The organism is Afipia sp. GW822-FHT04G07, from assembly GCF_058800765.1.
The window spans coordinates 118,145-141,320 of sequence record NZ_JBXAMP010000003.1 but is presented as its reverse complement, the minus strand read 5'-3'; the positions used below and the strand labels follow the sequence as shown (position 1 = coordinate 141,320).

The following is a 23,176-nucleotide window of genomic DNA, read 5'->3' as shown; positions in this document are numbered from 1 at the left end:
GACGATGTTGCAACGATATTCGCAGCTTTGCGTCGTCGTGGTCGTTATCATCAGAGCCACCTAAAGCTCTTCGCCATCAGGAGCCACTGATCGGCGTTGTCCGCGCCGTATGGCGCCGACAGAGTCAAGGTGGCAAGCTTACCGCCCTTCCAGAAGAAGTAACGTTCGTTCTCCAGACGGATCGCCTTATTGGTCACCGGATTTGCATCCGAATTCGAAGCGTATGAGATGACGATGGCCGGCCCCGAAGGAACACTCGTTAATGTGACCCCCGATTGTGCCCGGCTGCGCCTTCGTTGCGGCGGCGCGGGCCTGATCGAGGGTGATCGCAGCTTCCTTTGCGAGGCTGCTGCCGCCCATGGCGTACGAAGCGGTCGCGGTCAGAAGAGTAAGTCCGATCAAGGTCGCGCGGGATAGATTGTTCGCAAGCTGTGGCATGTTGATTTCCTGGATGCCGTAAGTCGCCACCGTCAGGGGTCTGTAGCCATCAATTGTTAGGGGCGAATGAGGGACTCATCGAAAAGGCATTTAGAGATTGCTTAAAATTCAACTTTGTTCCACACGGCAAGGTTTCCGCGCGAACCATATTTCAGTTTTCCGGGTCGTTGTCGAACACGACACCAATGCGCCGCTCCTTCCGCCAAACGACATGGCAACCCCGCCGGATGCGATCCGATTCGATCACCAAGGTGAATTTGTGAGGAATGCCGACGGGGCTCTCGACTTCCAACGCCGCGCCGGTTTTTGAAAGGTTGCGAACGGTGCAATCGATCACACCACCATCAAATGCTATTTTCCCCGCTTTGAAAACGCGATGTCGCGATGCAGTCCGCTTATCGTTCATTTGACATGCCAAACAGTTTCAGATCGAAGACGGGACTTCGATTTTTAAAAGCGTTGCCGTAGATTCTTAGCGATCGACCAGCCAAAAAGATGCTCCCCCAAACGGTCAGGCGCGCGCCAATTGTGCGGCCCCCCGGCGATGCAACGACCAATACGGCTATCGCGGCTACCACGGCAGCGCCGACAATATCCAATGGATAGTGAGCGCCGAGAAAGATTCGAGCCCAGCCCACCGAGACGCCCAGAACCACAGCCAGAGCTCCAAACTGACGACCTGGCCTGGATGTGGATATCAAGAGTGCGAAGCCCAGCGCGAATAACAGGGTGCTGTGATCGCTTGGAAAGGAACTGTCCGGAGCGTGATTGAGATAGTTGCGGATTGGCAGAACCGTGAAGGGACGAGGATGCATCCATACGGACGAGACGATGACCGCCGTCATCAACGCCAGAAGCGACGAAAAGCCGGCATCGACGGCAGCCCGCCGCTCGGCGTGCGCCCCAAAAATCCAGAGGAGGACGAGCAGGCCAAGGACCGAGATACACAGCAGATTGAGCCCACAACATTGCGAAGGTGAGGCTCCCTCCTGCAAGCATTGGCGCTGCCGCGATTGCGTCGAAAAGGCGATCGGTCAACGCTTCGAACATCACGGAGAATTCCAATAGCGATCCATCAGCAAGGATGGACTTACTGGCCCAAAGTAGTCGCGAAGACTTAGGAGGGAATGAGGAAGCTTGGCCCGGTGACCCGCGCGATCATGCCCGAGCGATCGGTCCGGTTTTCGACCGTCACGACCCATCCGTGACGCCTGGCGATCGCGTGCACGATCGTAAGCCCCAATCCGCTGCCATCGATTTCAGCCGGAGCCGCCCGAAAAAATTGATCGAAAAGGCGAGGCAAATCGCTCTCCGCCACCCCGTAGCCGGAATCCACAAACTCCACAACGGCGTTGCCATGCGCAAATCGCACCGAGACGTCGATCATCCCGCCGCGCGGAGTGTAGCGGACTGCGTTGTTCAGAAGGTTTCCAAAAAGAATCTTCAGTTCGCTCGGCGCGCCCGAGATTTCAACGGGATCCCGCGCAACGATGCCTAGATCGATCTCCTTGCCGGTCGCGATCGCCATCTGGTCGGCCACGCATTCGGTTATGTGGCCCGACAAGCTGATCCGTGCCCAATGCTCCAGCCCGACAGGTGCTTCGAACCTCGCCATCCGGAGAAGTTGTTCCAGCAGGACCGAGGCGCGGCGGATCCCGTTGCCCAATTCCAAAGCTGCCTGCCCGATTTTCCCAACGGGGGCATCGTTCCACAAGTTCTCGATCTGAAGCTGCAGTGCCGTCAGGGGCGTTCGCAATTCATGCGCGGCATCGGAAACGAAGCGCCGCTGTTGATCGAGCGCGATTTGCAAACGTCCAATCAAAATATTCATCGCGTCAACAGGGGCCTCACCTCCCTCGGCACTCCCTCGACGGAGAGAGGTTCCTTGCTATCGCCGCCGCGATCGGCGATCGCCTGCGCAAGCTGCGCCAACTTCCCATTACGCCGCCAAGCGACCAGCCAATAACGAGCCAGGTCAACGGAATGACGGTCAGGATCGGCGCGGCCGCGGCGATCGCAGCGCTCTCGGCAAGCTCCTGTCGAACGACCATGCGCTGTGCGACCTGCACGGTACGTCGGGCATCGCCCAATGTGTAGACTCGCCACTCTTCGCCGCTTGCCGAAATTGTCGCAAAGCCCGGACTTGCCTGAAGAGGCACCTCTATTTCGCCGGTAGAATTTCTGATCTTCTTTGCCGCAGCGTCCCATATCTGAATAGCGAAGTCGTCCTCCGGATCGTAGTCTGCCGGGGGTGCCGCGTCGGCGACCAATCCCTGGCCGGCGTTGAGTGCGATCTGACGTACCTGGCTGTCGAGGAAGCCTGCGGCCTCGTTTCACGCCAGTTGATACGAAATCACGACTGCTAATATCCCCACGACTGTCAGGAGCGAGGTCATCCACACAAGCGCAGTGTTTCGTAAGGATTTCATGGCGAGGTCTTGATGATCATCCACCCGGCCCCCGGACATTCTGGATGATGTCTTTGTCAAACTTTTTGCGGACCGAGTGGATCAAGACATCGACCGCATTGCTTTCCGCTTCCTCGCCCCAGCCGTAGAGCCGCTTCTCGATCTGTTCGCGAGACAGGATAGCGCCGGGTCTGTCCATCAGAGCTCGCATCAGCGCGAACTCGCGAGCGGGAAGCAGGACGTGGTTGCCTCGGAAGGCCACTTCATGAGTCTCCATATCTAATGTAATCCCACCTGCTTCGAGCACCGATCTGGCGGAACCGCTTTGCCTTCCCATGACGGCGCGCATGCGTGCGACGAGTTCGCGTACTTCAAATGGTTTGGTGATATAGTCGTCGGCTCCCAGGTCCAGACCAGCGATCCTGTTGTCCAGGTCGTCGCGAGCCGTCAGCACGACGACAGGAATTTTGTTTCCGGCCGCTCGCGCGGTCCTGAGAACATCCAGTCCTGATTTGCCAGGCAGCCCCAGATCCAGCAGCACCAGCGCGTGGCCTCCGACGGCCAATACTTCTTCGCCCTCAATGCCGCTCGTTGTCCAATCAACGGACATGCCTTGATCGCGCAACGCACGGACCAGGCTTTTGCCGATCATCGGGTCGTCCTCAATTAGCAGAATTCGCATATGCTGCTTCCGTCAAACGACAAACCGTCGATAGCGATTAGAGGCGTCTGATTGCTGTCAATCAAATATCTTGCAATCGGCGCAGTCGAGCCGCATGAGCGACGGTTGGGCCTCGTTCCGTCGGGATGGGTCACTCCGCCGGCGCATTATTAAGCGCGCCACGCATCATAAACAGACCTACTAAAGAGAATGAAGAATGCCCCGGCCAGAAAACTGGCGGCTGACCATGAATATCCCACAACGGTCCCGCGACAACACCGGCGACGGCCATCGAGAGCCCGGCCGATAGAAGTAGCCGAACGCTGTGACGCGCAGTTCAGCTGGAGATGCGTCCGCGACCAATCTCGCGAACAAACCCTGTGTCACACGGCACCCGCAACCAGGCCTTGGACGATTTCCGTCCTTGATCGCCGCTTAAATGCCGCGGCGGCTATCGCCCGAGCGTCTTCACCCGTGCTGACGAGGGTGGTCGGGTATGCTCACTTCACGCCGACACTAGGCGGCTCCGATAAGAATGCCGACCGCAAGCACAATCGCGCCTCCGAGCACAATCTGGAAAACGGCTTGGAGGAACGGCGTGTCCATGTATCGGGCCCGGATGTATGCGATCGCCCAAAGCTCGAAGAATACGACGACACCGGCGATGGCGGTTGCGATCCAAAACGCGTTCTGCCAGGAGTCGGGAACGAGATAGGGGATCGTGTGACCCAGTCCTCCCAGCGTCGTCATTAGCCCGCAGATCCCCCCGCGCAACCATGGCGAGCCGCGCCCGGTCAATGAGCCGTCGTCCGACAGCGCTTCCGCAAAGCCCATGCTGATACCGGCTCCGATTGATGCCGCCAAACCTACCAGGAACGTCTGCCAGTTGTGATGGGTGGCGAAGGCTGCAGCGAAAAGCGGCGCCAAAGTTGAGACCGAACCATCCATCAGACCGGCGAGGCCGGGCTGCACATATTGAAGGACGAACATGCGTTTGCGTGTCCTGTCCTCCTCCTCGCGGACATTCGGCGTGAGAATCTTGTCGGTAAGCTTTGCCGCCAGGCTTTCGTGGCTTTTCTCGATTTCCGCCAGGTCCCCCAAGAGCTTTCGGACTCCCACGTTGGTAGCCTGCTCCGCTGCCTTGGAATAGAAGCGCTGCGCTTCGAACTCCATGATCTCCGCCTCCTTGCGGACGACGTCGAGCGACAAGTTCTTCGTCAACCAAACCGGACGGCGTCTCAGGAAGCCTTTCACGTCGGTGCGCCGAATAGGGGGCAGATTCGGACCAAAGCTCTTTTCGTACATTTCGAGCAGGAGATGACGATGGCCCTTTTCCTCCTCTGCCATCCCCTCGAACAGTTTGGCAGACTCCGGATAGCGCTCGCTGAGATCTTCGGCGAAGCTCATATAAATGCGGCTGTCTTCTTCTTCGCCGGAAATGGCAACAGCCAAAACTTCGCGCTCAGACAGATCGGCAAATTTTTTCACGACGCACCCATTATTTTGTTTAGAATGATTCTAAATCGTGTATAGGGGGGAGCGGCGCCGCGATCAATCCTTCTTTTTGTCGTTACGGCACCCCGTCTTCGCGGAGCTGCATAAACCGATGTAACCCGTAGTGCGGCCAAAAATGGACTCTCTCAACCAACGATCATAGGAACCGAGTATGGCCACCGAACAGTATCATGAGCCTGCTGCAGAACTCTCTTCGGAGACACGCACCTTTGCGCGGATGATCACCGGGCTTGTCGAAGAAGCCGAGGCAATCGGCTGGTATGAGCAGCGAATTTCACTGGAGAAGGACAAGGAAGCTCGCGCGATCATGGAAAATGCCCAAAAGGAGGAGTTCAAGCATTTCGGCATGGACCTGGAATTTCTACTTCGACGCAAGAAGGAGTGGCGAGAGATTCTCAAGGGCATTCTGTTCACCGACGGGGATATCGTCGAAGCGGCGGAGAAGGCCGAGAAGAAGGCAGACTGAGACTGCGATCCATTCCTTCTCATTGAGACTTAGATTGCCGAATGACAAAACAACTCAGCTACGGAAATACCGCCAAGGTCTTCCATTGGATGATCGTGGCGCTCCTCCTGGTCCAGTTCCCGATCGGTTGGCTGATGCCCGACATTCGGCGGGGCGCGACGCCCGGAAAAGCCATGACTTTGCACATCTCGATCGGGCTTATCATCCTGATGCTGATCGTCTTGCGCTTTGTATGGCGTCTGTTCCACCCTGTCGCACCGGCGGATACGCTGCCGCGCTGGCAGCGTCTCATGTCAGAGAACGTTCATTGGCTTCTCTATGGATTGGTCTTTACAACCACCGTGACAGGCTGGTTCTTTGCATCGTTTAGGGGCTGGCAGATATCATTCTTTTTCGCTGTGCCGCTGCCGATGCTGACCGCTCCCGAATCCGTCGCTGGCCGCCTGATCGGTGGCTGGCATCAAACAGCCGAATGGGGACTGCTCATCGCCATCGGCATTCACGTTATTGCAGCCCTCATACATGTCTTCGTCTTGCGCGACCGGATCATGCAGCGAATGCTTCCCGGGTCATGATCACTTCGGGCTCCTGTCAAGGCGGCGGGCTAATTCGCTCCTAACTCTGTCGGGCTAACTGTTCTCAGGCACTTGCAGCCAGACGTTCGCGCTTCGGTTAGTCTCGTTGCGCAGCGGAATAGGTGCGACAAAATTTGGCCTACGGTTCCCGGATTAACGACAAGGTTGATCAAATAATGGAAGCTCCTCGCAAAACAGTCAGTGTTATCGATCTTCATGCAAGCAAAGTTCCGGTAGTCACTTTGGGTTTTTGGATCATCAAGGTCGCCGCCACGACGCTCGGCGAAACTGCCGGTGATGCCGTCTTAATGTCGATGCATCTTGGCTACGCAATCGGCAGCGCGATTTTTATCAGCATCTTCGTTGCAGCCATCGCCGCACAGGTATCCGCGAAGAAATTCCACCCGTTCCTTTATTGGCGTAATCGTTGCAACCACGACCGCGGGGTCCACCATGGCCGATTTTGCGGACCGATCGCTCGGCATCGGTTATGCCGGCGGCGCATCGATCCTTTTCCTGTTCCTCATGGCAGCCCTAGGCGTTTGGTATTGGTCGGCCGGCTCGGTATCCGTCGACACCGTGAATTTCGCCGAAGATCGAGATGTTCTACTGGGGCGCTATTCTGTTTTCTCAAACCTGGGTACGGCGCTCGGTGATTGGATGGCTGACACGACCGGGCTCGGTTATGAAAGGGGTGCGCTCGTATTCGGTGCCGGTCTTGTCGTGATTGCTGGAGCTTATTTCTATACAAATGTATCACGCACCCTGCTGTTCTGGAGTGCGTTCATCCTTACGCGGCCACTGGGAGCCACCGTGGGCGACCTGCTCGATAAGCCGCTTGCTGACGGCGGCATGGCCTTTAGCCGCTTCTATCTCGGCAATTCTCGCGGCGTTTATCGTCGCCTGCATACTGCTGCTGCCGTAGAGGGCTGGCAGGCATCCAGGCGAGAGCCGAATAGAGGTGGGAACATAAACGTAATCGAGCAGCTTGCCCTGTCGGACCAGCCCTGTCAAAAACACCTCAGCCGGATCGAAGGCTAGGTGCGCGGCCTTTCCAGGATGGTGGAGGAGGAGCGTTACTGCATCGACATCGTCACGCAGATTTCAGCGGTCCGTGCCGCGCTGCGGCGGGTCGAGGAAGAAGTCCTGAAAGACCATGTCTCCCACTGGGTCGAACACGCCATCGCGAGTGGCGACAAAGTAGACCAGCGAAAGAAGGTCGCCGAATTGATGGCCGTCATTGGCCGGACGGAACGATGAGCGGCGATGCAAGTTCCATCTTGGCGGGTAAGGGCTTCTATGCACTCCCCGCCAATGAGCATGCAGGCACGGGGTCGCATGGCTGGAAAGAGGGATCGAATGGAACGGCGGTGCAGCTATTCGATCGATGTCAGATTGTGCGAAACTGTCCCATCATGCCGTTGTCCTCGTGCTCCAGGATATGACAGTGATACATAAATGGCGCTATTTCGGCAGGCTGATTGAAATGCACGAGCAATTCCACCGGCTCTCTAATGACTACGGTGTCACGAGTACCGGCGTCGCGAAGAATCGGCTTGCCGCCGTTGCGACTAAGGACCTCGAACTGCACTCCGTGAATATGGAAGGGGTGGAACATCATCTCTCCCGATACTTCCCAGATTTCAGTATCACCCAGCCGGACTTTTTCGTCGATGCGGTTCATATCGAACGGACGGCCGTTGATGACCATGCCGCCACCCGAGTCCGTCCCTCCGCCCATCATACCCCCCATGCCCATTCCACCCATCCCCATATTCAGAACAAATCGGCGTCGTGTGTTGGCTTTCGACGGATCCGCACGCGGCCGTTCCACAACGCGCTCTGGAATCTTGCTAGGCGCGCCATGGCCTCCAACGGGGTCAAACTGCAATACTGTCTCGCCCTGACCGCCAAGAATTTCCTTCGCGAAATTGCGTGCTTTTGCCAGCGGTCCCATCATCATCGGCATGTTGGTGTCCGGAGCCGTCTTGAGGGACACGGCTTGGCCATTCGAAAAGTCCACCAACACCTCGGCGCGCTCGCCCGGCGCAAGTGTGAGCGAGCTGACGCTGATGGGGCGATCGAGAAGACCGCCCTCGCTTGCGATCCAGTGAAACGTTCGATTGTCGCTGAACGAAAGGTCATAGATTCTGGCATTAGACCCATTTACGAGCCGCAGACGCACCAATCGATTTGGAACACGCGCCGTGGCGTTCGGGGTGCCATTGGACAAGATGGTATTGCCACGACGTCCCTGCATCATCGTCATCATTCCTTGCGGGACCACCATTAGCCCGTCCTCGAACTGCCTGTCTTGAATGACCACGGGAAGGTCATCGACACCGTACTCAGAGGGTAAAGCAAGAGCCCGCTCGGCCTCATCGGTAACAAGCAGCAAGCCTGCCAGCCCGGAATACACCTGCACTCCAGTCCGCCCGTGAACGTGGGAATGATAGAACAGCGTGGCGGCTGGCTGGCGAATAGGCAGCACCGGACGCCAGACGTTACCAGCGGTGATGATCCGGTGGGGTCCGCCATCGAGTTCGGCTGGAATGAGAAGGCCGTGCCAATGAACCGTGGTGTCTTCGTTCAGCGTGTTGGTCACGGCAATCTCAACGTCGTCCCCCTGATAGACACGGATTGAAGGACCAAGGTAGCTCCCACTGTACCCGAGACTAGCGCTCGCTCGTCCCGGAAAGAATTCAGTCGTGCCCGCTTGCACGCGTAGCGCAACCGCGTTGCCTTCTTTCCGCGCGTCAATAAGTGGAGGCATCCGCAGGGGCTGCCGTTCCGCTGCCGCATCCGCCGCGGTCCAATCGGCATAATAGGACGTGAAGGCGCCTGCGCCGATAACCCCAGCACCGGCAAGAAAGGATCGGCGGTTGAATTTCATCGGTACGCCTGCGGTTCAATGGATGTCATTCGAACGCCCACGTGCTGATGAGAAACAGATATGGCGGCCGAAAAAATTAGCAATATCTAATATTATATCAGAACCCTGGGCTCAATCGCGGGAGAAGAACCCAACGGTCATCCGAGATATCGACCAGGCGTCCCTTTGCGGCTAACGCGCATTTAAGGCCTGTTTCGGCCACCTTCCGTGACGCGAATAGAGTATCCGGACTGGCATCTGCACGAGGCCTCTTGAATTAATATCATAACACACTAAATTAGCAATTACTAATGCAATGCAAGTGACAAAGTGACGACTATGCTGAATCTCGCGGACTTTGAGAAAAGCGCCATGGAAGTGGCGGGCATTCTCCGCGCGCTCGCGAATGAGCGTCGGTTGATGATTCTTTGCCAGCTGGTCGAATACGGCGAAGCGACCGTGGGTTCCCTCGTCGATGCAGTCGGCATTAGCCAATCCGCGCTGTCTCAACATCTTGCGAAAATGCGCGACGAGGGAATCGTCACGTTTCGACGAGATTCCCACACGGTTTGGTACCGAATCGCGGACGGGCGGATTGAAGAGCTTTTTGCAACGCTTCATCGGCTGTTTTGTAAGCCGGTCAGAAAATCAGGAAAACGCAAATGACCACACATCATGATCCACAGGAAGCATTGCGCTTGATCAATGAAGAGGGGGCCTTGCTCATCGACGTGCGCGAACCGGACGAACATGCGCGCGAGCGTATCCCAAATGCCAAGCCTGTTCCATTGTCCCGCCTTACCGCTCCGCTGGATCGGCACGAGGCGCAGCTGCTGATCTTTCACTGCCGGTCAGGAAGCCGAACCGGTGCAGCGGCGGAAAAGCTCGCGGTCGCTGCCGGCGGCGACGCACACATTCTACGTGGCGGACTGAACGCCTGGAAAGCGGCCGGGCTGCCGGTTCTCAAGGATACCCGCCGGCCGATCGAAATAATGCGGCAGGTGCAGATCGCGGCAGGCAGTCTCGTGGTTCTTGGCGTTGGTTTGGGCGCGCTGCTGCATCCGGGGTTCTACGCCCTATCGGGATTCGTCGGCGCCGGTCTGATCTTCGCAGGGAGCACCGGCACCTGCGTTATGGCCCGAATTCTCGCGTTTGCTCCGTGGAATCGAATGGCTCAGGCGTAACAGGGAGCGTTGCTGAGCCATGATGGACTTTCCCGTCGGCATTTCGACAACGATTTCGGGCGGAATTGTTGGTCTGGTGCTCGGCCTTGTCGGAGGCGGCGGTTCTATCCTCGCAGTTCCTCTTCTGGTTTACGCTGTCGGGGTCACGTCGCCACATGTCGCTATCGGCACAAGTGCTATTGCGGTCTCACTGAGCGCACTCGGCAACGTGGTGAGCCATGCCCGCGCCGGAAATGTGAAGTGGCGCTGTGCGGCCGTCTTTGCGTCAGCCGGCGTGTTCGGGGCGGTTGCGGGCTCTACGGTGGCCAAAGCGCTCGATGGGCAGAAACTCCTGGTCCTGTTCGGCGCGCTGATGATCATCGTGGGAATCACCATGCTGCGCAGCCGCAGTACGGCGGGGAATCGGGAGGTGCGATTGTCGATGACAACGGCACGCGAGCTTTTACCGCTGCTGCTGGGCATCGGTTTTGCGGTCGGACTGTTGTCGGGTTTCTTCGGAATTGGAGGCGGTTTCCTGATCGTGCCCGGCCTCATGCTTGCGACCGGGATGCCCCTGACGATGGCGATCGGCACCTCTCTCGTTGCCGTCGCAGCATTCGGGGCAGCAACTGCAGCGAGCTATGCAATCTCCGGAATGATCGACTGGCCGATTGCCAGCCTGTTCGTTCTCGGCGGCCTGGTTGGCGGCGTCGCCGGTGTGGCGTTCGGAAAAGCGCTCGCAGCAAGGAAGCGGTCACTCAATCTGACGTTCGCTGGCCTGGTTATTCTGGTCGGCCTCTACGTCGTCGCGCGCGGAACGGTGACGCTGTTCGCGGCTTGAACATCTCTTATCTCCAGGAAAGGACGGTTGCATGGTGAAGTCAGCGTTGCAGGGGCGTCCAATCGTCAAGGGGTTCTTCGACAAACGCACCTTCAGTGTGCAGTATGTTGTCGCGGATCCCGAGACCCGGCACTGCGCCATCATCGACCCTGTTCTCGATTTTGATGAAAAGTCCGGTTCAACAGCTACGTGGTCGACCGATGAGCTACTCGATCATGTGCGGAACGAGGGCTACACGCTCGAATGGATTCTCGACACGCATCCGCATGCCGACCATTTCTCGGCAGCGGCCTATCTCAGGGGCAAAACGGGCGTCCAGACCGCGATCGGCGAAAAGGTCGTCGAAGTGCAGAAGCTCTGGAAAGAAATCTACAATTACTCCGACACCTTCCCGACCGACGGCTCGCAATGGGACAAGCTGTTCGTCGACGGCGAGCGGTTCAAAATCGGCAGTTGTGATGTCGAGGTGATGTTTACGCCGGGGCATACGCTTGCCTCGATCGCCTACGGTGTCGGAGATGCAATCTTCGTTCATGACACCCTGTTCCAACCAGACTTCGGAACGGCACGCGCCGATTTTCCGGGTGGGGATGCGCACGCACTTTGGAGAAGTATCCATAGGATTCTTGCGTTGCCAGAGGACACCAAGGTTTTCACCGGACACGACTACATGCCAGGCGGGCGCCAGCCCGCCTGGGAAAGTACGGTGGGACAGCAGAAATCCGAAAACATTCATCTTAGAGAGGCGAAGACCGAAGCTGAGTTCGTGGCGCTTCGGCAGACTCGTGACAAGAAACTGCCTATGCCGAAACTGATATTGCAATCCCTGCAAGTGAACATTCGAGGCGGTCGGCTGCCCGATCCAGAGTCGAACGGCCGGCGTTATCTCAAAATCCCCCTTGGGGCGCTCGAAAGCGCGCCCTGGAATGAAGGAGACCTCCATGAACATTAAGAGCGCAAAAGAACTCGTCGCCGAGGCCACGGCGGAGGTCGAGACGCTTTCGGCGGACGCCGCCGTGAAACTGATGGACGACCCGAATGTGGTATTCGTCGATGTCCGGGAAACCAACGAGCGACGCAAGACTGGCGTTCTCAAGGGATCGGTGCATGCCTCACGCGGATTCCTAGAATTCCATGCCGACCCCAACAGCCCAACCCATGTCAAGCCGTTGAGCAGCGGCAAGCGGCTGGTGCTCTATTGTGCTTCCGGCAACCGATCAGCGCTGGCTGCGAAGACGCTCAAGAGCATCGGTATCGCCAACGTCTCGCATGTAGCCGGTGGATTCCCGGCGATGCAAAAGGCGGGCGGCGAAACCGAAAGCGCGGCGTGAGTCGGATCGTGACGTACTAGTGCAATCTAAACAGAAGGACCCAAGACAATGATGGACGGTGCAGGCGGAGGAATGATGTTTGGCATGGGCCTCACATGGATTGTCGTCATCGTGGTGCTGGTGTTGGCAGGTGCAGCGCTCGCCAAGTACCTGTCCTCTGGCCGATAAACGAGAGCGTTAATTGGCGTGCGCCTGGGCCGTTCATCTCAAAGATTGAAGAGTGACATTTATTGCGCAATTACAGCGGTTCTCGAAAACAAACTCAAGCTTCTCGGACCTCATTTTTCGCGGTTGCCTCAGCCTCATTTTCATCGTTGGCGGGCTCGGACATTTCGTGGAGCATCGTCAGATGCTTGAGCGGATAGCTGAATCGCCGTGGGCAAATACAATCAACACGATCGGCAATCCATCTGTTTTGCTCTGGGTTTCCGGAGCTATTTTCGTTCCGGCCGGGGTCGCGCTTGCTATCGGTTTTATGACCCGGCTGTCGTCCGTCGCGCTTTTCATGACTCTGGTGCCGATTACGATTACGCTGCACGTGGCTCCCGGCCACGCCGGGCCGTTGTTCACGAATATAGCTATCCTTGGCGCGTTGATTCATTTCGCCTTTAACGGATCGGGTGCGATTGCAATCGACCGCGCGTTAGCTTTAGCCGTTGAACCTACTGTGGACGGGAGTGCTACGAATCGTGCGAAGGCGAGCTAGGAAATAGCTCTCGGTCGCGGCTGGAGTCACCGCGACGGCCGGTGCTGCTGCCGCCGACTGAACGCGGCTAGTGGTAGGCGTGCTGTCGTTCGACCCGAGCCATTCGCGATGTCAGTGAACCTTAGCTGTCGAACGGCGTTAACAGCGAAGCTAACCCCGCATATTTTACCGCGCCTGGAGAAACGCTCATGAGCTACCATTTTTCTAAGACTGTCGATTTGCCGATGGAAGCCGCCGTTTCTGCGACTACCGAAGCCTTGAAGAAACATGGTTTTGGTGTGCTCACCGAGATTGATGTGCAGCAAACATTAAAGAAGAAGCTGGATGTGGACTTTCATCCTTACCGTATCCTAGGCGCTTGCAACCCAAAAATGGCGTACCAAGCGCTCCAGGCTGAGGATAAAATAGGCACCATGCTTCCTTGCAATGTTGTCCTGCAAGAGCGTGATTCGGGTCGTACTGAAATTTCAGCTGTGGATCCGGTAGCGTCTATGCAAGCAATCGAGAACCCCAAGCTCGCTGGAATTGCAGCAAGCGTCCGCGCTGCGCTGCAGGAAGTAATTGCAGACATTGGAGCCAAGCAAGCTCCGCCAGCGTAGCGGAGGTCGAATGACACAATCCTGCAATCTGACAGTTATTCAGATCAACGACACACATGGCTACCTGGAACCCCATCCAGAGCTTGTCTGGAGCGGAAGCAAAGCGTCTTACCCCACGCTCGGAGGATACGCGCGAATCGCTTCGCTGTTAAATTCCGCGCGTCGTGAAAATCCTGGCAATGTCTTGGTTCTCGACAATGGTGATACGTTTCATGGGACATACCCCGCCGCCGTAAGTCGCGGTGAAGCTTTGATCCCGCTCGTCAACGCGCTGAAACTCGACGCTATGACGGCGCATTGGGAGTTTGCCTGGGGCCCCGCGCACTTCCGCAAGGTGGTCGATCGGCTTGACCACCCGATGCTCGCCATCAACTGCTACGACAAGGCGACCGGTGATCGAGCTTTTCCCGCATCCGTGGCTCTCGAGTGCGCCGGACTGCGCGTCGGCGTGATCGGAATCGCAGCCACAATCCTTGACAAAAGCATGCCGCCACATTTCAGCGAGGGCCTCCGCTTCACCTTGGGTCTAGATGAGCTACCTGCAGAGATCAATCGGCTAAAGTGCGCCGAGAGAGTCGACCTGATTGTCGTATTGTCGCATTTGGGTTTTCCTCAAGATGTCAAACTCGCGGCCTCCGTTAAGGGCATCGACATCCTCGTCAGCGGTCACACGCACAACCGGCTCGAACGCCCCGCCCGGATCGGGAACACACTCATCATTCAGTCCGGTTGCCATGGATCCTTTGTTGGACGGCTGGACCTGAACGTAACCGACGGAAGGATTTCTGATGTACAGCATCAGCTTATTTCCGTCAGCGATGCTATAGAGCCGGACCCGGTGATGCAGCGCCTTGTTGACGAAGTAATGAGTCCCCATCGCGCCATGTTGGCAGAGATTGTCGGCAATACACCTATCGGATTGCACCGCGACACGATCCTTTCCGCGTCGATGGACGATGTGCTCCTTGCGGCCGCTGCGAAAGCCGGGGGAACGGATATCGCATTTTCAAATGGTTGGCGATATGGTGCACCGGTCCCACCAGGCCCGGTTACCATGAACGATCTCTGGAATATCATTCCGAGCAATCCGCCGATCTCGACCGTAGACCTTACCGGCGTGGAAATCCAAGAGATGATGGAGGAGAGCCTAGAGCGGACATTTTCAGCCGATCCTTTCGGGCAGATGGGCGGCTACCTCAAGCGCTTCAGGGGATTGACCATCTACGGCAAGCTTGAAAATCCTCCGGGCCATCGAATCGAGCACATCTTTACGGTAGACGCGGCCCTAGCGGCGGACCACAGCTACAAAGCAGCCTTCGTGACCGCCCAAGGTGTGCCTCAGAAATTTGGTCGGAATCGGCAAGACTTGCCGGTCAAGGCGATCAATGCACTACAAGACTATTTTCGGAGGCAATCAACTCATCCGAACGAGGGTCTGGGGCGGTTTATTCCTGTGTGATGAAATCGCAGGACTTACGGGACATACATTTTGGCATTCCAGTCGCTACCACCATCCGGGGATCAAAGGGCAGCGGAACGCGCGGAAGCTCCCGAGAACTTGCCTGCTCGGTCGACGACGTCTGTCAACCTTCTCGCGCTAGTCTCGGCTGGCTGTTTCATGATCTTGCTGGCAAGACTGTTCATCGCGACCGCGATTGCGGCGGACGGCAGCGGCATAGCAGCGAATGGCAACGATAAGGGGGCGCCTGCCTGTTCCGCCTGCCATGGCAATCAAGGCGAGGGGCGGCTCGATGCCGCTTATCCGAGGCTTGCCGGACTTGATAGCGGATATCTTCTGCGCCAGCTCAACGATTTTGCCGACAGAAAACGCGAAAGTGAAACCATGCACCCCATCGCCAAGGCGCTTGGCGCGGACGAGCGCGGAGCGGTGGCGTCCTTTTACGGCGCATTGTCGGCCCCCAAAGTGCAGGAGCCGAAAAAGCCGGATGACAAGACCCTCGCCATAGGTGCTGCTCTCGCGCTGCGAGGAGATTGGTCCAAGGGCTTGCCGGGCTGTGGGCAATGTCACGGCCGGGCCGGACAAGGTGTTGGTGATTCGTTTCCGAAGCTGGCCGCCCAATCCGCCGAATATATCGTAAAAGAGCTGAAAGCGTGGAAGGAAGGAAAGCGCGGCAACGATCCGTTGAATTTGATGACGGGGATCGCGAGCAAGCTCGATGAAGCGCAGATGGCCGCGGTCGGCGCATACTATGCCAGCCTGCCAGTAGTCGCTTCGGCATCTGCAGGGCAGAAAGGAACGAAGCCATGAGCGAAAGCCGACCCAACCCGCAAACCTGGGCAGCGGGCTTGCTCTTTCTCGGGCTGGCCGGATTTGTCGGCTATTCGCTTCCGCGGCCAGAAAACCCGAAGACCGCGGGGACATCAACGAAGGACACAAATGCGACTGACAAGGGCGCGCAGGCGAAGCAGGTCTTCACGCCTCCGCGCGACGACGAAATACCCGACGACGATTTCGGCAAAATGGTCAGGCTCGGCTCGGATATTTTCCATGATACTCAGAACAATGCCAAGGAATTCGTCGGTAACGCGCTTCAGTGCGCGAACTGCCATATCGACAGAGGCCGGCTCGCGAACTCCGCGCCTCTCTGGGCCGCATACGTCGCCTATCCGGCGTACCGCGACAAGAACGGTCATGTGAACACATTTCAGCAGCGAGTACAGGGCTGCTTTCGTTATAGCATGAACGGGAAGGCGCCCCCCTTGGGCGACAACGTTCTCGTCGCCATCGAAACCTATGCCTATTTCCTGGCGAAGGGTGCGCCGACCGGCGTCGATTTGCCCGGTCGCGGTTATCCGAAACTACCGAAGCCTGCCAAGCTCGACTATGGTCACGGGGAGCAGGTCTATGTGCAAAAATGCGCTGTCTGCCATGGAGTTACGGGGCAGGGACAAAACTCGTCCGACGGCACGGTGGTGTTTCCGCCCCTATGGGGAGCGCGCTCGTACAACTGGGGAGCCGGCATGAGCTCCATTACGAATGCCGCCGGCTTTATCAAAGCGAACATGCCGCTGAGCCAGGGCAACACGCTCAGCGATCAGGAAGCCTGGGACGTGGCGACCTTTATCGATAGCCAGGAGCGTCCTCAGGATCCGCGATTCTCGGGCTCGGTTGCCGAAACCCGCAAGAAGTATCACGACTCACCCATGTCGATGTATGGCCAATCGGTGAATGGCGTCGTGCTTGGCCAGAGCTCCTCACTCGGGGCACCTGCAAAGAATGAGTGAGTCAACGCACCGCTTGAGCTTGACGACCTCTCGAAACGCCCGGTGGCCGCACGGCTCCACGCAGGCGTGGATGGCGACCCGCGGTGCCAAGCGCCGTGACGTTCCCATGAATATAACAGGAGTTTTGACGCACCGTTGAGACAACGGCGGCGCGACGGTCGTCCTTCTTTGCGGCCAGCGTGGGCGTCTAGTGTCGGATTTTGGTCAGTTCGAACGATCGCGAGTTTTTCACCAGCAGGATTGAACGCCGTGCCGACATCTCGCGCAGCTCGAGCGGGCTGCGCAGCGGCCGCGGCGTGTAGTGGGGAGACCAGACGCGCGGCGCGAATATCCCCTGCCCGGGCCGCTGGATTGGTGTCTGGTAGACCTGCGTTGTCTCGCCCAGCACCTCCGACACGAACTCCGACGTCACGAGGTCGTTGATCTGGATGAACAGCTTGATCTGGGAACCGGACACCGTCGTGATGCGCGTGTTCGTAGAGCTCATCGAGCTGCGCAATGTCCTGCATGATGATGGCCATGCGGAAGCCATAGCCGGCGCTGATCGTGATCTTCGAGATCAGCGAGTCCATCCTTCCGACATGATAGAACTCGTCGAGCATCAGCAGCACTTGGTGTGGCTCGTCCTCGCGGGGGATCTTCACCATCATCAGATCATGGACCTGCTGAAACAGGATGCGGATCAGCGGTCGGAAGATCGATAACTGTGCGATGGTGCAACCGATGAAGATCGTCATCGGCCGGCGGCGTAGCTCGCGAATGTCGAAGTCTGAGGTCTCCGTTGCCGCTGAAATCAGCCCGTTGTTCCAGAGCGACATCGCCATGTTGACATTGAAGACGGCGCTGTTGCGCGTCTCCGGCTCGAGCGCGATATATTGATTGAAACTGTCGACGACCCATGTCGGCAAATGTTGTCGCTCTCCTTGGTCGCTCTTGAAGGCAATGAGCGGCAGGTAGTTCTTCTGGACCGGGTTGATCTCCCGCGTATCCTCGATGGTGATGATGCGCTCGTCGACCGGCACTTCCTTGAGGATCGCATTCACGAACGTGGTCTTGCCCGAGCTCGTCCCGCTCGACAGCAGGATCGAATAGCGGTTGATCACGGCGAGGCGGATGAATTGCCATCTTGCGCCGGAGCAATCGGATTCTGAAATCCGGCCCGGCCTCTACCTGAAGCCCCCGAATCTCACGGAGCAGCGCATCGATCCAAAGACGGCGTTCTGGGTCACGAAGCATGTCTTGAAGATGAGTGGCATGCCGGCCTGGGGGCTCGGGCACGATGATGCGGCCATCTGGAGTATCGTCGCTTTCGTCACCAAGCTGCCCGGCCTGTCCGCAGAGCACTACAAGGACATGGTGGCGAGGGCACCGCCGGACGAAGAGATGGAGTCGATGAACAAGGGCGGCGATAAGAAACCGGATAAAGGCGGGAAGGCCGGGGCCGGGATGCAGACTGCGCAGAGGGGCGAACACAAGCACTGAGCCGAAGGCGAGCGTTGGTCGGCCGGAGGAAGCGGAGGATGTGGATGGAAGACGACAATAGATCGGCGCCGCGCCACCGGATCCCGAAGGCCGCGACGATTTCCTTCGGGGGAGGGGCGATTAGCTGCACGGTGCGCAACCACTCGGCAACCGGCGCGTCGCTTGGGTGGCGTCGCCGTCCGGAATTCCCGACACTCGGCGTTCGGTTCAGCAACCGGAATGGCGAGGCCTGAGCCGACGTCTTAGCTAGGCGGATACCCAAGTTGCATAGCGGGCGGCTGCTCGGAGTTTCAATGACCGTGGCCCGCCGGCTCCTCCATACGAAATTCCTGAATGTCCTCTTTGCCGTCCGCCGACAAAATAAGCCGCGCGTCAAACTCATGTGGCTCGGCGGGCGCCGACGCGCTTTCGAGCATCGAAGGATTTGACGAAGAGGTGAAGAGCACAAGCGTCTCGGCCTGTCCGGCGCGGTCAATGATCACGGTCGCACTCAGCTCGTCGACGAAACGATTCAGCGTGAGTCGCATCCGCTCGCCCGCCGGTGTATCCGCGATTGCAAGCTTTCCCTCCGCCAACTCGCTGCGAACCTGGAACGGCTCCGGAGCGTGATGGCCGGCGGAAATCCCGGCGTCTTCACCGGTTCGAGAGGAAACACGCACGTTAGCGACGCTGAGCGCGGGTATGTGTTCGAGCATCTCATGCCGGAGGCTTTCGGCCAAACGGTCGGCGTCAGCCACGGCCATGTCAGGGGCGACCTGAACACCGATGTCGGCAAGCAAGCGATGCCCAATCCAGCGTGCCTTGACGTCGAGAATCTGGCGGACATCTTTGACATGCACGGCAGCGTGCCTGATTTCGTCGATGATTGCGGGATCGACGCCGTCGAGCATCCGGACAAACACCGCCTTGGACGACTGCCAGACGATGCCGAAGATGGCGACGGTGATGAGGAGACCGACAATTGGATCGGCCAATGGGTATCCGAGCCATACGCCGATCGCACCCAGGACAACCGCAAGGCTTGTGAAACCATCGGTGCGAGCATGGTAGCCATCGGCGATAAGGGCGGCGCTGTTGATCTCGCGGCCGACCCGAATGCGGAACACTGCGACCGCTTCATTTCCGAGGAATCCGATGATGCCGGCGGCCATCACCCAGCCAAGTAAATTGATACGCTGCGGGTGAAGCAGGCGGTCGATCGCCTCATAGCCGGCGAACACGGCACTGAAAAGGATGATCGCAACAATGATCACACCCGCCAGATCCTCGACGCGCCCCAGACCATAGGTAAAAGTCTTGCTCGGCTTGCGGCGCGCCAACATGAAGGCAATCCAGAGAGGAATTGCGGTCACCGCGTCTCCGACGTTGTGGATCGTGTCGGCGAGCAGCGCGACGCTACCAGAAATTGCGACGACTCCAAGCTGGAGGATGGACGTGATCGCCAACACGACGAACGACCATTTGATGGCCCAGATGCCCCGCGTCGTCGTCGCGATGGTCGGATCTATCGTGCCGTGGGTGTGGCCGTGACCCTTGCCGCCGGCATGCCCGTGACCAAGACCAAGTGATTGTTCCTGCGGCGACAGACCGAACCAGTCCTGAATTTCCTTCAACATGTCGTGGCTCCCAATCTCTATTCGGCCGCACGGCGCGGAATGAACGCGTTAGTGGGTTTTGCCGATCTTTCGGCAGATGCGAAGTAGGAATAGAGCGCCGGCAACACCAACAAGGTCAGCAGCGTCGCGCTCAGCAGGCCGCCGATCACCACGGTCGCCAGCGGCTTCTGCACTTCCGCCCCTGTTCCCGTCGCGAGAGCCATCGGCACGAAACCCAGCGATGCGACCAATGCCGTCATGACGACCGGACGAAAGCGCGTCAGAGCGCCTTGGCTGATGGCGGCGCCGGTACTGACACCTTCCGAAACCAATCTTCGAATCTGGCTGAGCATCACCAATCCGTTCAAAACGGCGACGCCTGAAAGTGCGATAAAGCCGACGGCGGCCGAGATCGAAAACGGCATGCCGCGCAGCCACAGCGCAGCGATACCGCCGGTAAGCGCCAGGGGCACCGCGCTGAAGACCAGAAGTGCGTCGCGTGCGGAGCCAAGGGCGCCGAACAGCAGCAGGAAGATCAAGAGGAAACAGCCGGGGACCACGAACATCAGACGCTGCCGGGCGATGGAGAAATTCTCGAATTGACCACCCCAGGAGAGCCAGGTCCCGGGCGCCAGCTTGACCTTCTCTCCGACGACCGCCTGCGCCTCGGCAACCAACGATCCGATATCCCGCCCACGGACTTCGGCCGTCGCGACGACACGCCGCTTGCCGTTCTCACGACTGATCTGGTTTGCGCCCTCGGTTTGCTCGAATGTCGCCAGAGCGCGAAGGGGGACGGATGCCACCGCGGCATTTGCAGTCAGTCGCGGCAGTTGGACCGGCAGGTTTTCCAGCGCCGCGATGTCGTTGCGCAGCGCGTCATTCAGCCGGACGATGATCTGGAAACGCCGATCCCCCTCGAAGACCAGTCCAGCGACCCGGCCGCCGATCGCTGCCTCGATCACATCCTGGACCGCGAGCAGGCTCAGTCCTCGGCGGGCGATTTCGGCTTTGTCGATCTTGATCTCCAGGAACGGAAGACCGGTGGTCTCTTCCACCTTGACGTTCTGGGCGCCGTCGATGTGTCGCAGCACACTGGCGATGCTGCTCGCGGTTCGCTGCATCTGCTCGAAATCATCGCCGAACACCTTGACCGCCAGATCCTCGCGCACGCCGGCGATCAGCTCATTGAACCGCATTTCGATGGGCTGGGAGAAGCCGAGTTTGTTCCCCGGCAGTTTCGAGGCTTCCGCTTCGATCTGCTTGATGAGATCGTCCTTGGTCAGCGACGGATCCGGCCACTCGGCCTGCGGCTTGACGATGATGTAGGTGTCGGACGCGTTCGGCGGCATCGGGTCGGCGGCGAGGTCCGGCGTTCCGGTGCGGGAGAATACGAACGCCACCTCGGGAAACTTGCTGACGACGCTCTCGATCTGGAGTTGCATCGCCTGCGATTGGATTATCGACGTACTCGGGATCCGCTTGACCTCCATCACGATGTTCTTCTCATCCAGCGTCGGCGTAAACTCCTGTCCCAGCCTGGTGAACAGCAAACCCGCCGCGATGAACAAAACCGAAGCAACGCCGATCGCCGGGAGCGGTGACGCGATCACCCGCGTCAACAGCGGCGCATAGCCGGCCTTCAGCGTGCGGATGATGGCGTTTTCTTGCTCGTTCACGGGTGTGGTGACGACCAGTGCAATCATGGCCGGGACGAACGTCAGCGAGACGACGAAGGCCGCGACGAGCGCGATGATGACCGTCAGCGCCATCGGCTCGAACGTCTTGCCCTCGACGCCCGTAAACGTCAGCAGCGGCAGGTAGACGAGAATGATGATGAGTTGGCCGTAGACCGTCGGCCGGATCATTTCGATGGCGGATTCCTTGACGGTCTGGAGCCGCTCGTCCAACGCCAGCGCTCGCCCGAACTCGCGCTGACGCTCGGCGAGGTGGCGCAGACTGTTTTCTGCGATGATCACCGCGCCGTCCACGATCAGTCCGAAATCCAGCGCGCCCAGGCTCATAAGGTTGGCGCTGATCCTGCCCTGCAGCATGCCAGTTGCGGTCAGCATCATGGTGACCGGAATGACGCACGCGGTCACTACCGCGGCCCGCAGGTTGCCCAACAAGAGGAACAGCACGACTATAACGAGCAGAGCGCCTTCCGCCAGATTGGTGGCGACGGTCTCGATCGTGGCATCGACCAATTGCGTGCGGTTGAGCACGGTGTGGGCATAGATGCCGGGCGGTAGGGTGCGACTGATCTGCTTGATCTTCGCATCGGCCGCAGCCGCAACCGTGCGGCTATTGCCGCCGATCAGCATGAGCGCCGTTCCGAGGACGACCTCGCGGCCGTTGACGCTGGCACTGCCGGTCCGCAATTCCTTTCCAATCACGACCTCGGCGACATCCTTGACGCGGACCGGGACGCCGGTCCGCGTGGCCACGACGATTTGCGAGATGTCCTCGATGTTTTCGACGCGCCCGCTGGCGCGGACCACGTACCCTTCGCCGTTTTGCTCGATGTAGTTGGCGCCGCGGCTTACGTTATTTGCTTCGATGGCCGCGATTAGCTGGTTAAGCGACAGTCCGAAGCTGATCAGCCGCGACGGGTCGGGCTGCACCTGGAATTGCTTGACGAATCCCCCGATGGCGTCGGCGCCAGCCACCCCCGGAACGGTCTTCATCTGCGGGCGGATGATCCAGTCCTGCACGGTGCGCAGATAGACCGTCCGCTGAAAATCGTCGGTCAGGCGCTCACCTTCGGGCGTCAGGTAGGTTCCGTCCGATTGCCATCCGGGCTGCCCGTCGAGAACCGGAACAATTGCGCCAGGCTTGGCGTACTCGACCGCCCACCAGTAGATCTCGCCCAAACCCGTCGAGATCGGCCCAAGCTTGATGTCAACGCCAGGCGGAAGATTGGCCTTGGCCTCGTTGATACGCTCCGAGACCTGCTGGCGCGCGAAGTAGATGTTCGTGCGGTCGGCGAACACGGCCGTGATCTGGGCAAAACCGTTTCGCGAAAAGGACCGCGTCGATTCCAAACCGGGCGTGCCGGCCAGCACTGTTTCCAGTGCCACGGTGACCTGCTTCTCGATTTCGACCGGCGTCAGCGCCGGGGCCACTGCATTGACCTGGACCTGAACGTTGGTGACGTCCGGAACCGCATCGATCGGAAGTTTGGTCAGCGACCAGAAGCCCGACACGACTGCCGCCAGCGTGATCAGCAAGACGAGCCATCGGCGCCGAACAGAAAAATCGATGATGCGTTCGATCAT

Annotated in this window: 24 protein-coding genes and 3 pseudogenes; 15 read left to right on the top strand and 12 right to left on the bottom strand. The window is 58.6% G+C overall.

What is annotated here, in order from left to right; genetic code table 11:
* Window positions 1-50: 50 nt before the first annotated feature.
* From AC1RKJ_RS22715 to mbfA, 7 genes and pseudogenes are all read right to left on the bottom strand, one after another.
* Complete coding sequence (locus AC1RKJ_RS22715) at window positions 51-197, bottom strand: hypothetical protein (protein WP_492793301.1); 147 nt, start codon at window positions 195-197, stop codon at window positions 51-53.
* A 392-nt stretch (window positions 198-589) separates the two neighbouring features.
* Window positions 590-844: a PilZ domain-containing protein gene (locus AC1RKJ_RS22710; RefSeq protein ID WP_492793300.1), complete on the bottom strand. Its 255-nt coding sequence runs from the start codon at window positions 842-844 to the stop codon at window positions 590-592.
* Window positions 834-1,433, bottom strand: a complete 600-nt coding sequence (locus AC1RKJ_RS22705) for a phosphatase PAP2 family protein (protein WP_492793299.1) — start codon at window positions 1,431-1,433, stop codon at window positions 834-836. The genes AC1RKJ_RS22710 and AC1RKJ_RS22705 overlap by 11 nt, the downstream gene beginning before the upstream one ends.
* Window positions 1,434-1,555: 122 nt before the next feature.
* Window positions 1,556-2,269, bottom strand: coding sequence for a sensor histidine kinase (locus AC1RKJ_RS22700; protein ID WP_492793298.1), 714 nt, complete (start codon window positions 2,267-2,269; stop codon window positions 1,556-1,558).
* A 16-nt stretch (window positions 2,270-2,285) separates the two neighbouring features.
* A complete protein-coding gene (locus tag AC1RKJ_RS22695) occupies window positions 2,286-2,708 on the bottom strand; it encodes a hypothetical protein (RefSeq protein WP_492793297.1) in 423 nt (140 codons plus the stop codon).
* Between the two features lie 155 nt (window positions 2,709-2,863).
* Window positions 2,864-3,528, bottom strand: a pseudogene (locus AC1RKJ_RS22690) (response regulator transcription factor).
* A gap of 495 nt (window positions 3,529-4,023) precedes the next feature.
* Complete coding sequence (gene mbfA / locus AC1RKJ_RS22685) at window positions 4,024-4,995, bottom strand: iron exporter MbfA (protein WP_492793296.1); 972 nt, start codon at window positions 4,993-4,995, stop codon at window positions 4,024-4,026.
* Between the two features lie 178 nt (window positions 4,996-5,173).
* On the opposite strand from mbfA, the gene AC1RKJ_RS22680 reads away from it, so the two are divergent.
* The 4 genes and pseudogenes from AC1RKJ_RS22680 to AC1RKJ_RS22665 all read left to right on the top strand — a co-directional run bounded on the left by AC1RKJ_RS22680 (window position 5,174) and on the right by AC1RKJ_RS22665 (window position 7,323).
* Entirely contained in the window at window positions 5,174-5,488 is a 315-nt protein-coding gene (locus tag AC1RKJ_RS22680) for a ferritin family protein (protein ID WP_492793295.1), read from the top strand.
* Between the two features lie 41 nt (window positions 5,489-5,529).
* Complete coding sequence (locus AC1RKJ_RS22675) at window positions 5,530-6,063, top strand: cytochrome b (protein ID WP_100554911.1); 534 nt, start codon at window positions 5,530-5,532, stop codon at window positions 6,061-6,063.
* A 176-nt stretch (window positions 6,064-6,239) separates the two neighbouring features.
* Window positions 6,240-6,988, top strand: a pseudogene (locus tag AC1RKJ_RS22670) (COG4705 family protein).
* Window positions 6,989-7,104: 116 nt separating this feature from the next.
* A complete protein-coding gene (locus AC1RKJ_RS22665) occupies window positions 7,105-7,323 on the top strand; it encodes a metal-sensitive transcriptional regulator (RefSeq protein WP_244626182.1) in 219 nt (72 codons plus the stop codon).
* A 130-nt stretch (window positions 7,324-7,453) separates the two neighbouring features.
* Here AC1RKJ_RS22665 and AC1RKJ_RS22660 read toward each other — a convergent pair whose 3' ends face one another.
* On the bottom strand, window positions 7,454-8,956 hold the full coding sequence (locus tag AC1RKJ_RS22660) for a multicopper oxidase family protein (RefSeq protein ID WP_492793294.1): 1,503 nt from the start codon (window positions 8,954-8,956) through the stop codon (window positions 7,454-7,456).
* Between the two features lie 318 nt (window positions 8,957-9,274).
* Here AC1RKJ_RS22660 and AC1RKJ_RS22655 point away from each other — a divergent pair, with 318 nt between their 5' ends.
* From AC1RKJ_RS22655 to AC1RKJ_RS22610, 10 genes are all read left to right on the top strand, one after another.
* Window positions 9,275-9,601, top strand: coding sequence for an ArsR/SmtB family transcription factor (locus tag AC1RKJ_RS22655; protein ID WP_492793293.1), 327 nt, complete (start codon window positions 9,275-9,277; stop codon window positions 9,599-9,601).
* Entirely contained in the window at window positions 9,598-10,119 is a 522-nt protein-coding gene (locus tag AC1RKJ_RS22650) for a rhodanese family protein (RefSeq protein WP_492793292.1), read from the top strand. Before AC1RKJ_RS22655 ends, AC1RKJ_RS22650 begins: the two co-directional genes overlap by 4 nt.
* 19 nt (window positions 10,120-10,138) lie before the next feature.
* Window positions 10,139-10,939 carry a sulfite exporter TauE/SafE family protein gene (locus AC1RKJ_RS22645; protein ID WP_492793291.1) on the top strand — a complete coding sequence of 267 codons (801 nt, stop codon included), beginning with the start codon at window positions 10,139-10,141 and terminating at the stop codon, window positions 10,937-10,939.
* Between the two features lie 31 nt (window positions 10,940-10,970).
* Window positions 10,971-11,891, top strand: coding sequence for an MBL fold metallo-hydrolase (locus tag AC1RKJ_RS22640; RefSeq protein WP_100554905.1), 921 nt, complete (start codon window positions 10,971-10,973; stop codon window positions 11,889-11,891).
* Entirely contained in the window at window positions 11,881-12,270 is a 390-nt protein-coding gene (locus tag AC1RKJ_RS22635; protein WP_100554904.1) for a rhodanese-like domain-containing protein, read from the top strand. The genes AC1RKJ_RS22640 and AC1RKJ_RS22635 overlap by 11 nt, the downstream gene beginning before the upstream one ends.
* 220 nt (window positions 12,271-12,490) lie before the next feature.
* Window positions 12,491-12,976: a DoxX family protein gene (locus tag AC1RKJ_RS22630; protein ID WP_492793290.1), complete on the top strand. Its 486-nt coding sequence runs from the start codon at window positions 12,491-12,493 to the stop codon at window positions 12,974-12,976.
* A gap of 188 nt (window positions 12,977-13,164) precedes the next feature.
* Complete coding sequence (locus AC1RKJ_RS22625) at window positions 13,165-13,575, top strand: DUF302 domain-containing protein (protein ID WP_100554902.1); 411 nt, start codon at window positions 13,165-13,167, stop codon at window positions 13,573-13,575.
* A gap of 10 nt (window positions 13,576-13,585) precedes the next feature.
* Window positions 13,586-15,034, top strand: coding sequence for a bifunctional metallophosphatase/5'-nucleotidase (locus AC1RKJ_RS22620; protein WP_492793289.1), 1,449 nt, complete (start codon window positions 13,586-13,588; stop codon window positions 15,032-15,034).
* A 159-nt stretch (window positions 15,035-15,193) separates the two neighbouring features.
* Complete coding sequence (locus AC1RKJ_RS22615; protein ID WP_100554900.1) at window positions 15,194-15,844, top strand: c-type cytochrome; 651 nt, start codon at window positions 15,194-15,196, stop codon at window positions 15,842-15,844.
* Entirely contained in the window at window positions 15,841-16,821 is a 981-nt protein-coding gene (locus tag AC1RKJ_RS22610; protein WP_100554899.1) for a c-type cytochrome, read from the top strand. Before AC1RKJ_RS22615 ends, AC1RKJ_RS22610 begins: the two co-directional genes overlap by 4 nt.
* Here AC1RKJ_RS22610 and AC1RKJ_RS22605 read toward each other — a convergent pair.
* Both AC1RKJ_RS22605 and AC1RKJ_RS22600 read right to left on the bottom strand, forming a co-directional pair.
* Window positions 16,728-17,729, bottom strand: coding sequence for a type IV secretory system conjugative DNA transfer family protein (locus AC1RKJ_RS22605; RefSeq protein ID WP_492793315.1), 1,002 nt, complete (start codon window positions 17,727-17,729; stop codon window positions 16,728-16,730). The two genes, AC1RKJ_RS22610 and AC1RKJ_RS22605, sit on opposite strands and share 94 nt — an antisense overlap.
* A gap of 9 nt (window positions 17,730-17,738) precedes the next feature.
* A pseudogene (locus tag AC1RKJ_RS22600) lies at window positions 17,739-17,945 on the bottom strand (ATPase, T2SS/T4P/T4SS family); the annotation flags it as partial.
* Between AC1RKJ_RS22600 and AC1RKJ_RS22595 the strand changes: the two are divergent.
* Entirely contained in the window at window positions 17,935-18,303 is a 369-nt protein-coding gene (locus tag AC1RKJ_RS22595; protein WP_492793288.1) for a c-type cytochrome, read from the top strand. The pseudogene AC1RKJ_RS22600 and the gene AC1RKJ_RS22595 overlap by 11 nt on opposite strands.
* 290 nt (window positions 18,304-18,593) lie before the next feature.
* On the opposite strand, the gene AC1RKJ_RS22590 is transcribed toward AC1RKJ_RS22595, so the two are convergent.
* Both AC1RKJ_RS22590 and AC1RKJ_RS22585 read right to left on the bottom strand, forming a co-directional pair.
* Window positions 18,594-19,919, bottom strand: coding sequence for a cation diffusion facilitator family transporter (locus AC1RKJ_RS22590; protein ID WP_492793287.1), 1,326 nt, complete (start codon window positions 19,917-19,919; stop codon window positions 18,594-18,596).
* Window positions 19,920-19,936: 17 nt separating this feature from the next.
* The gene (locus AC1RKJ_RS22585; RefSeq protein WP_492793286.1) at window positions 19,937-23,176 is read right to left on the bottom strand and encodes an efflux RND transporter permease subunit; all 3,240 of its coding nucleotides are present in this window, start codon (window positions 23,174-23,176) and stop codon (window positions 19,937-19,939) included.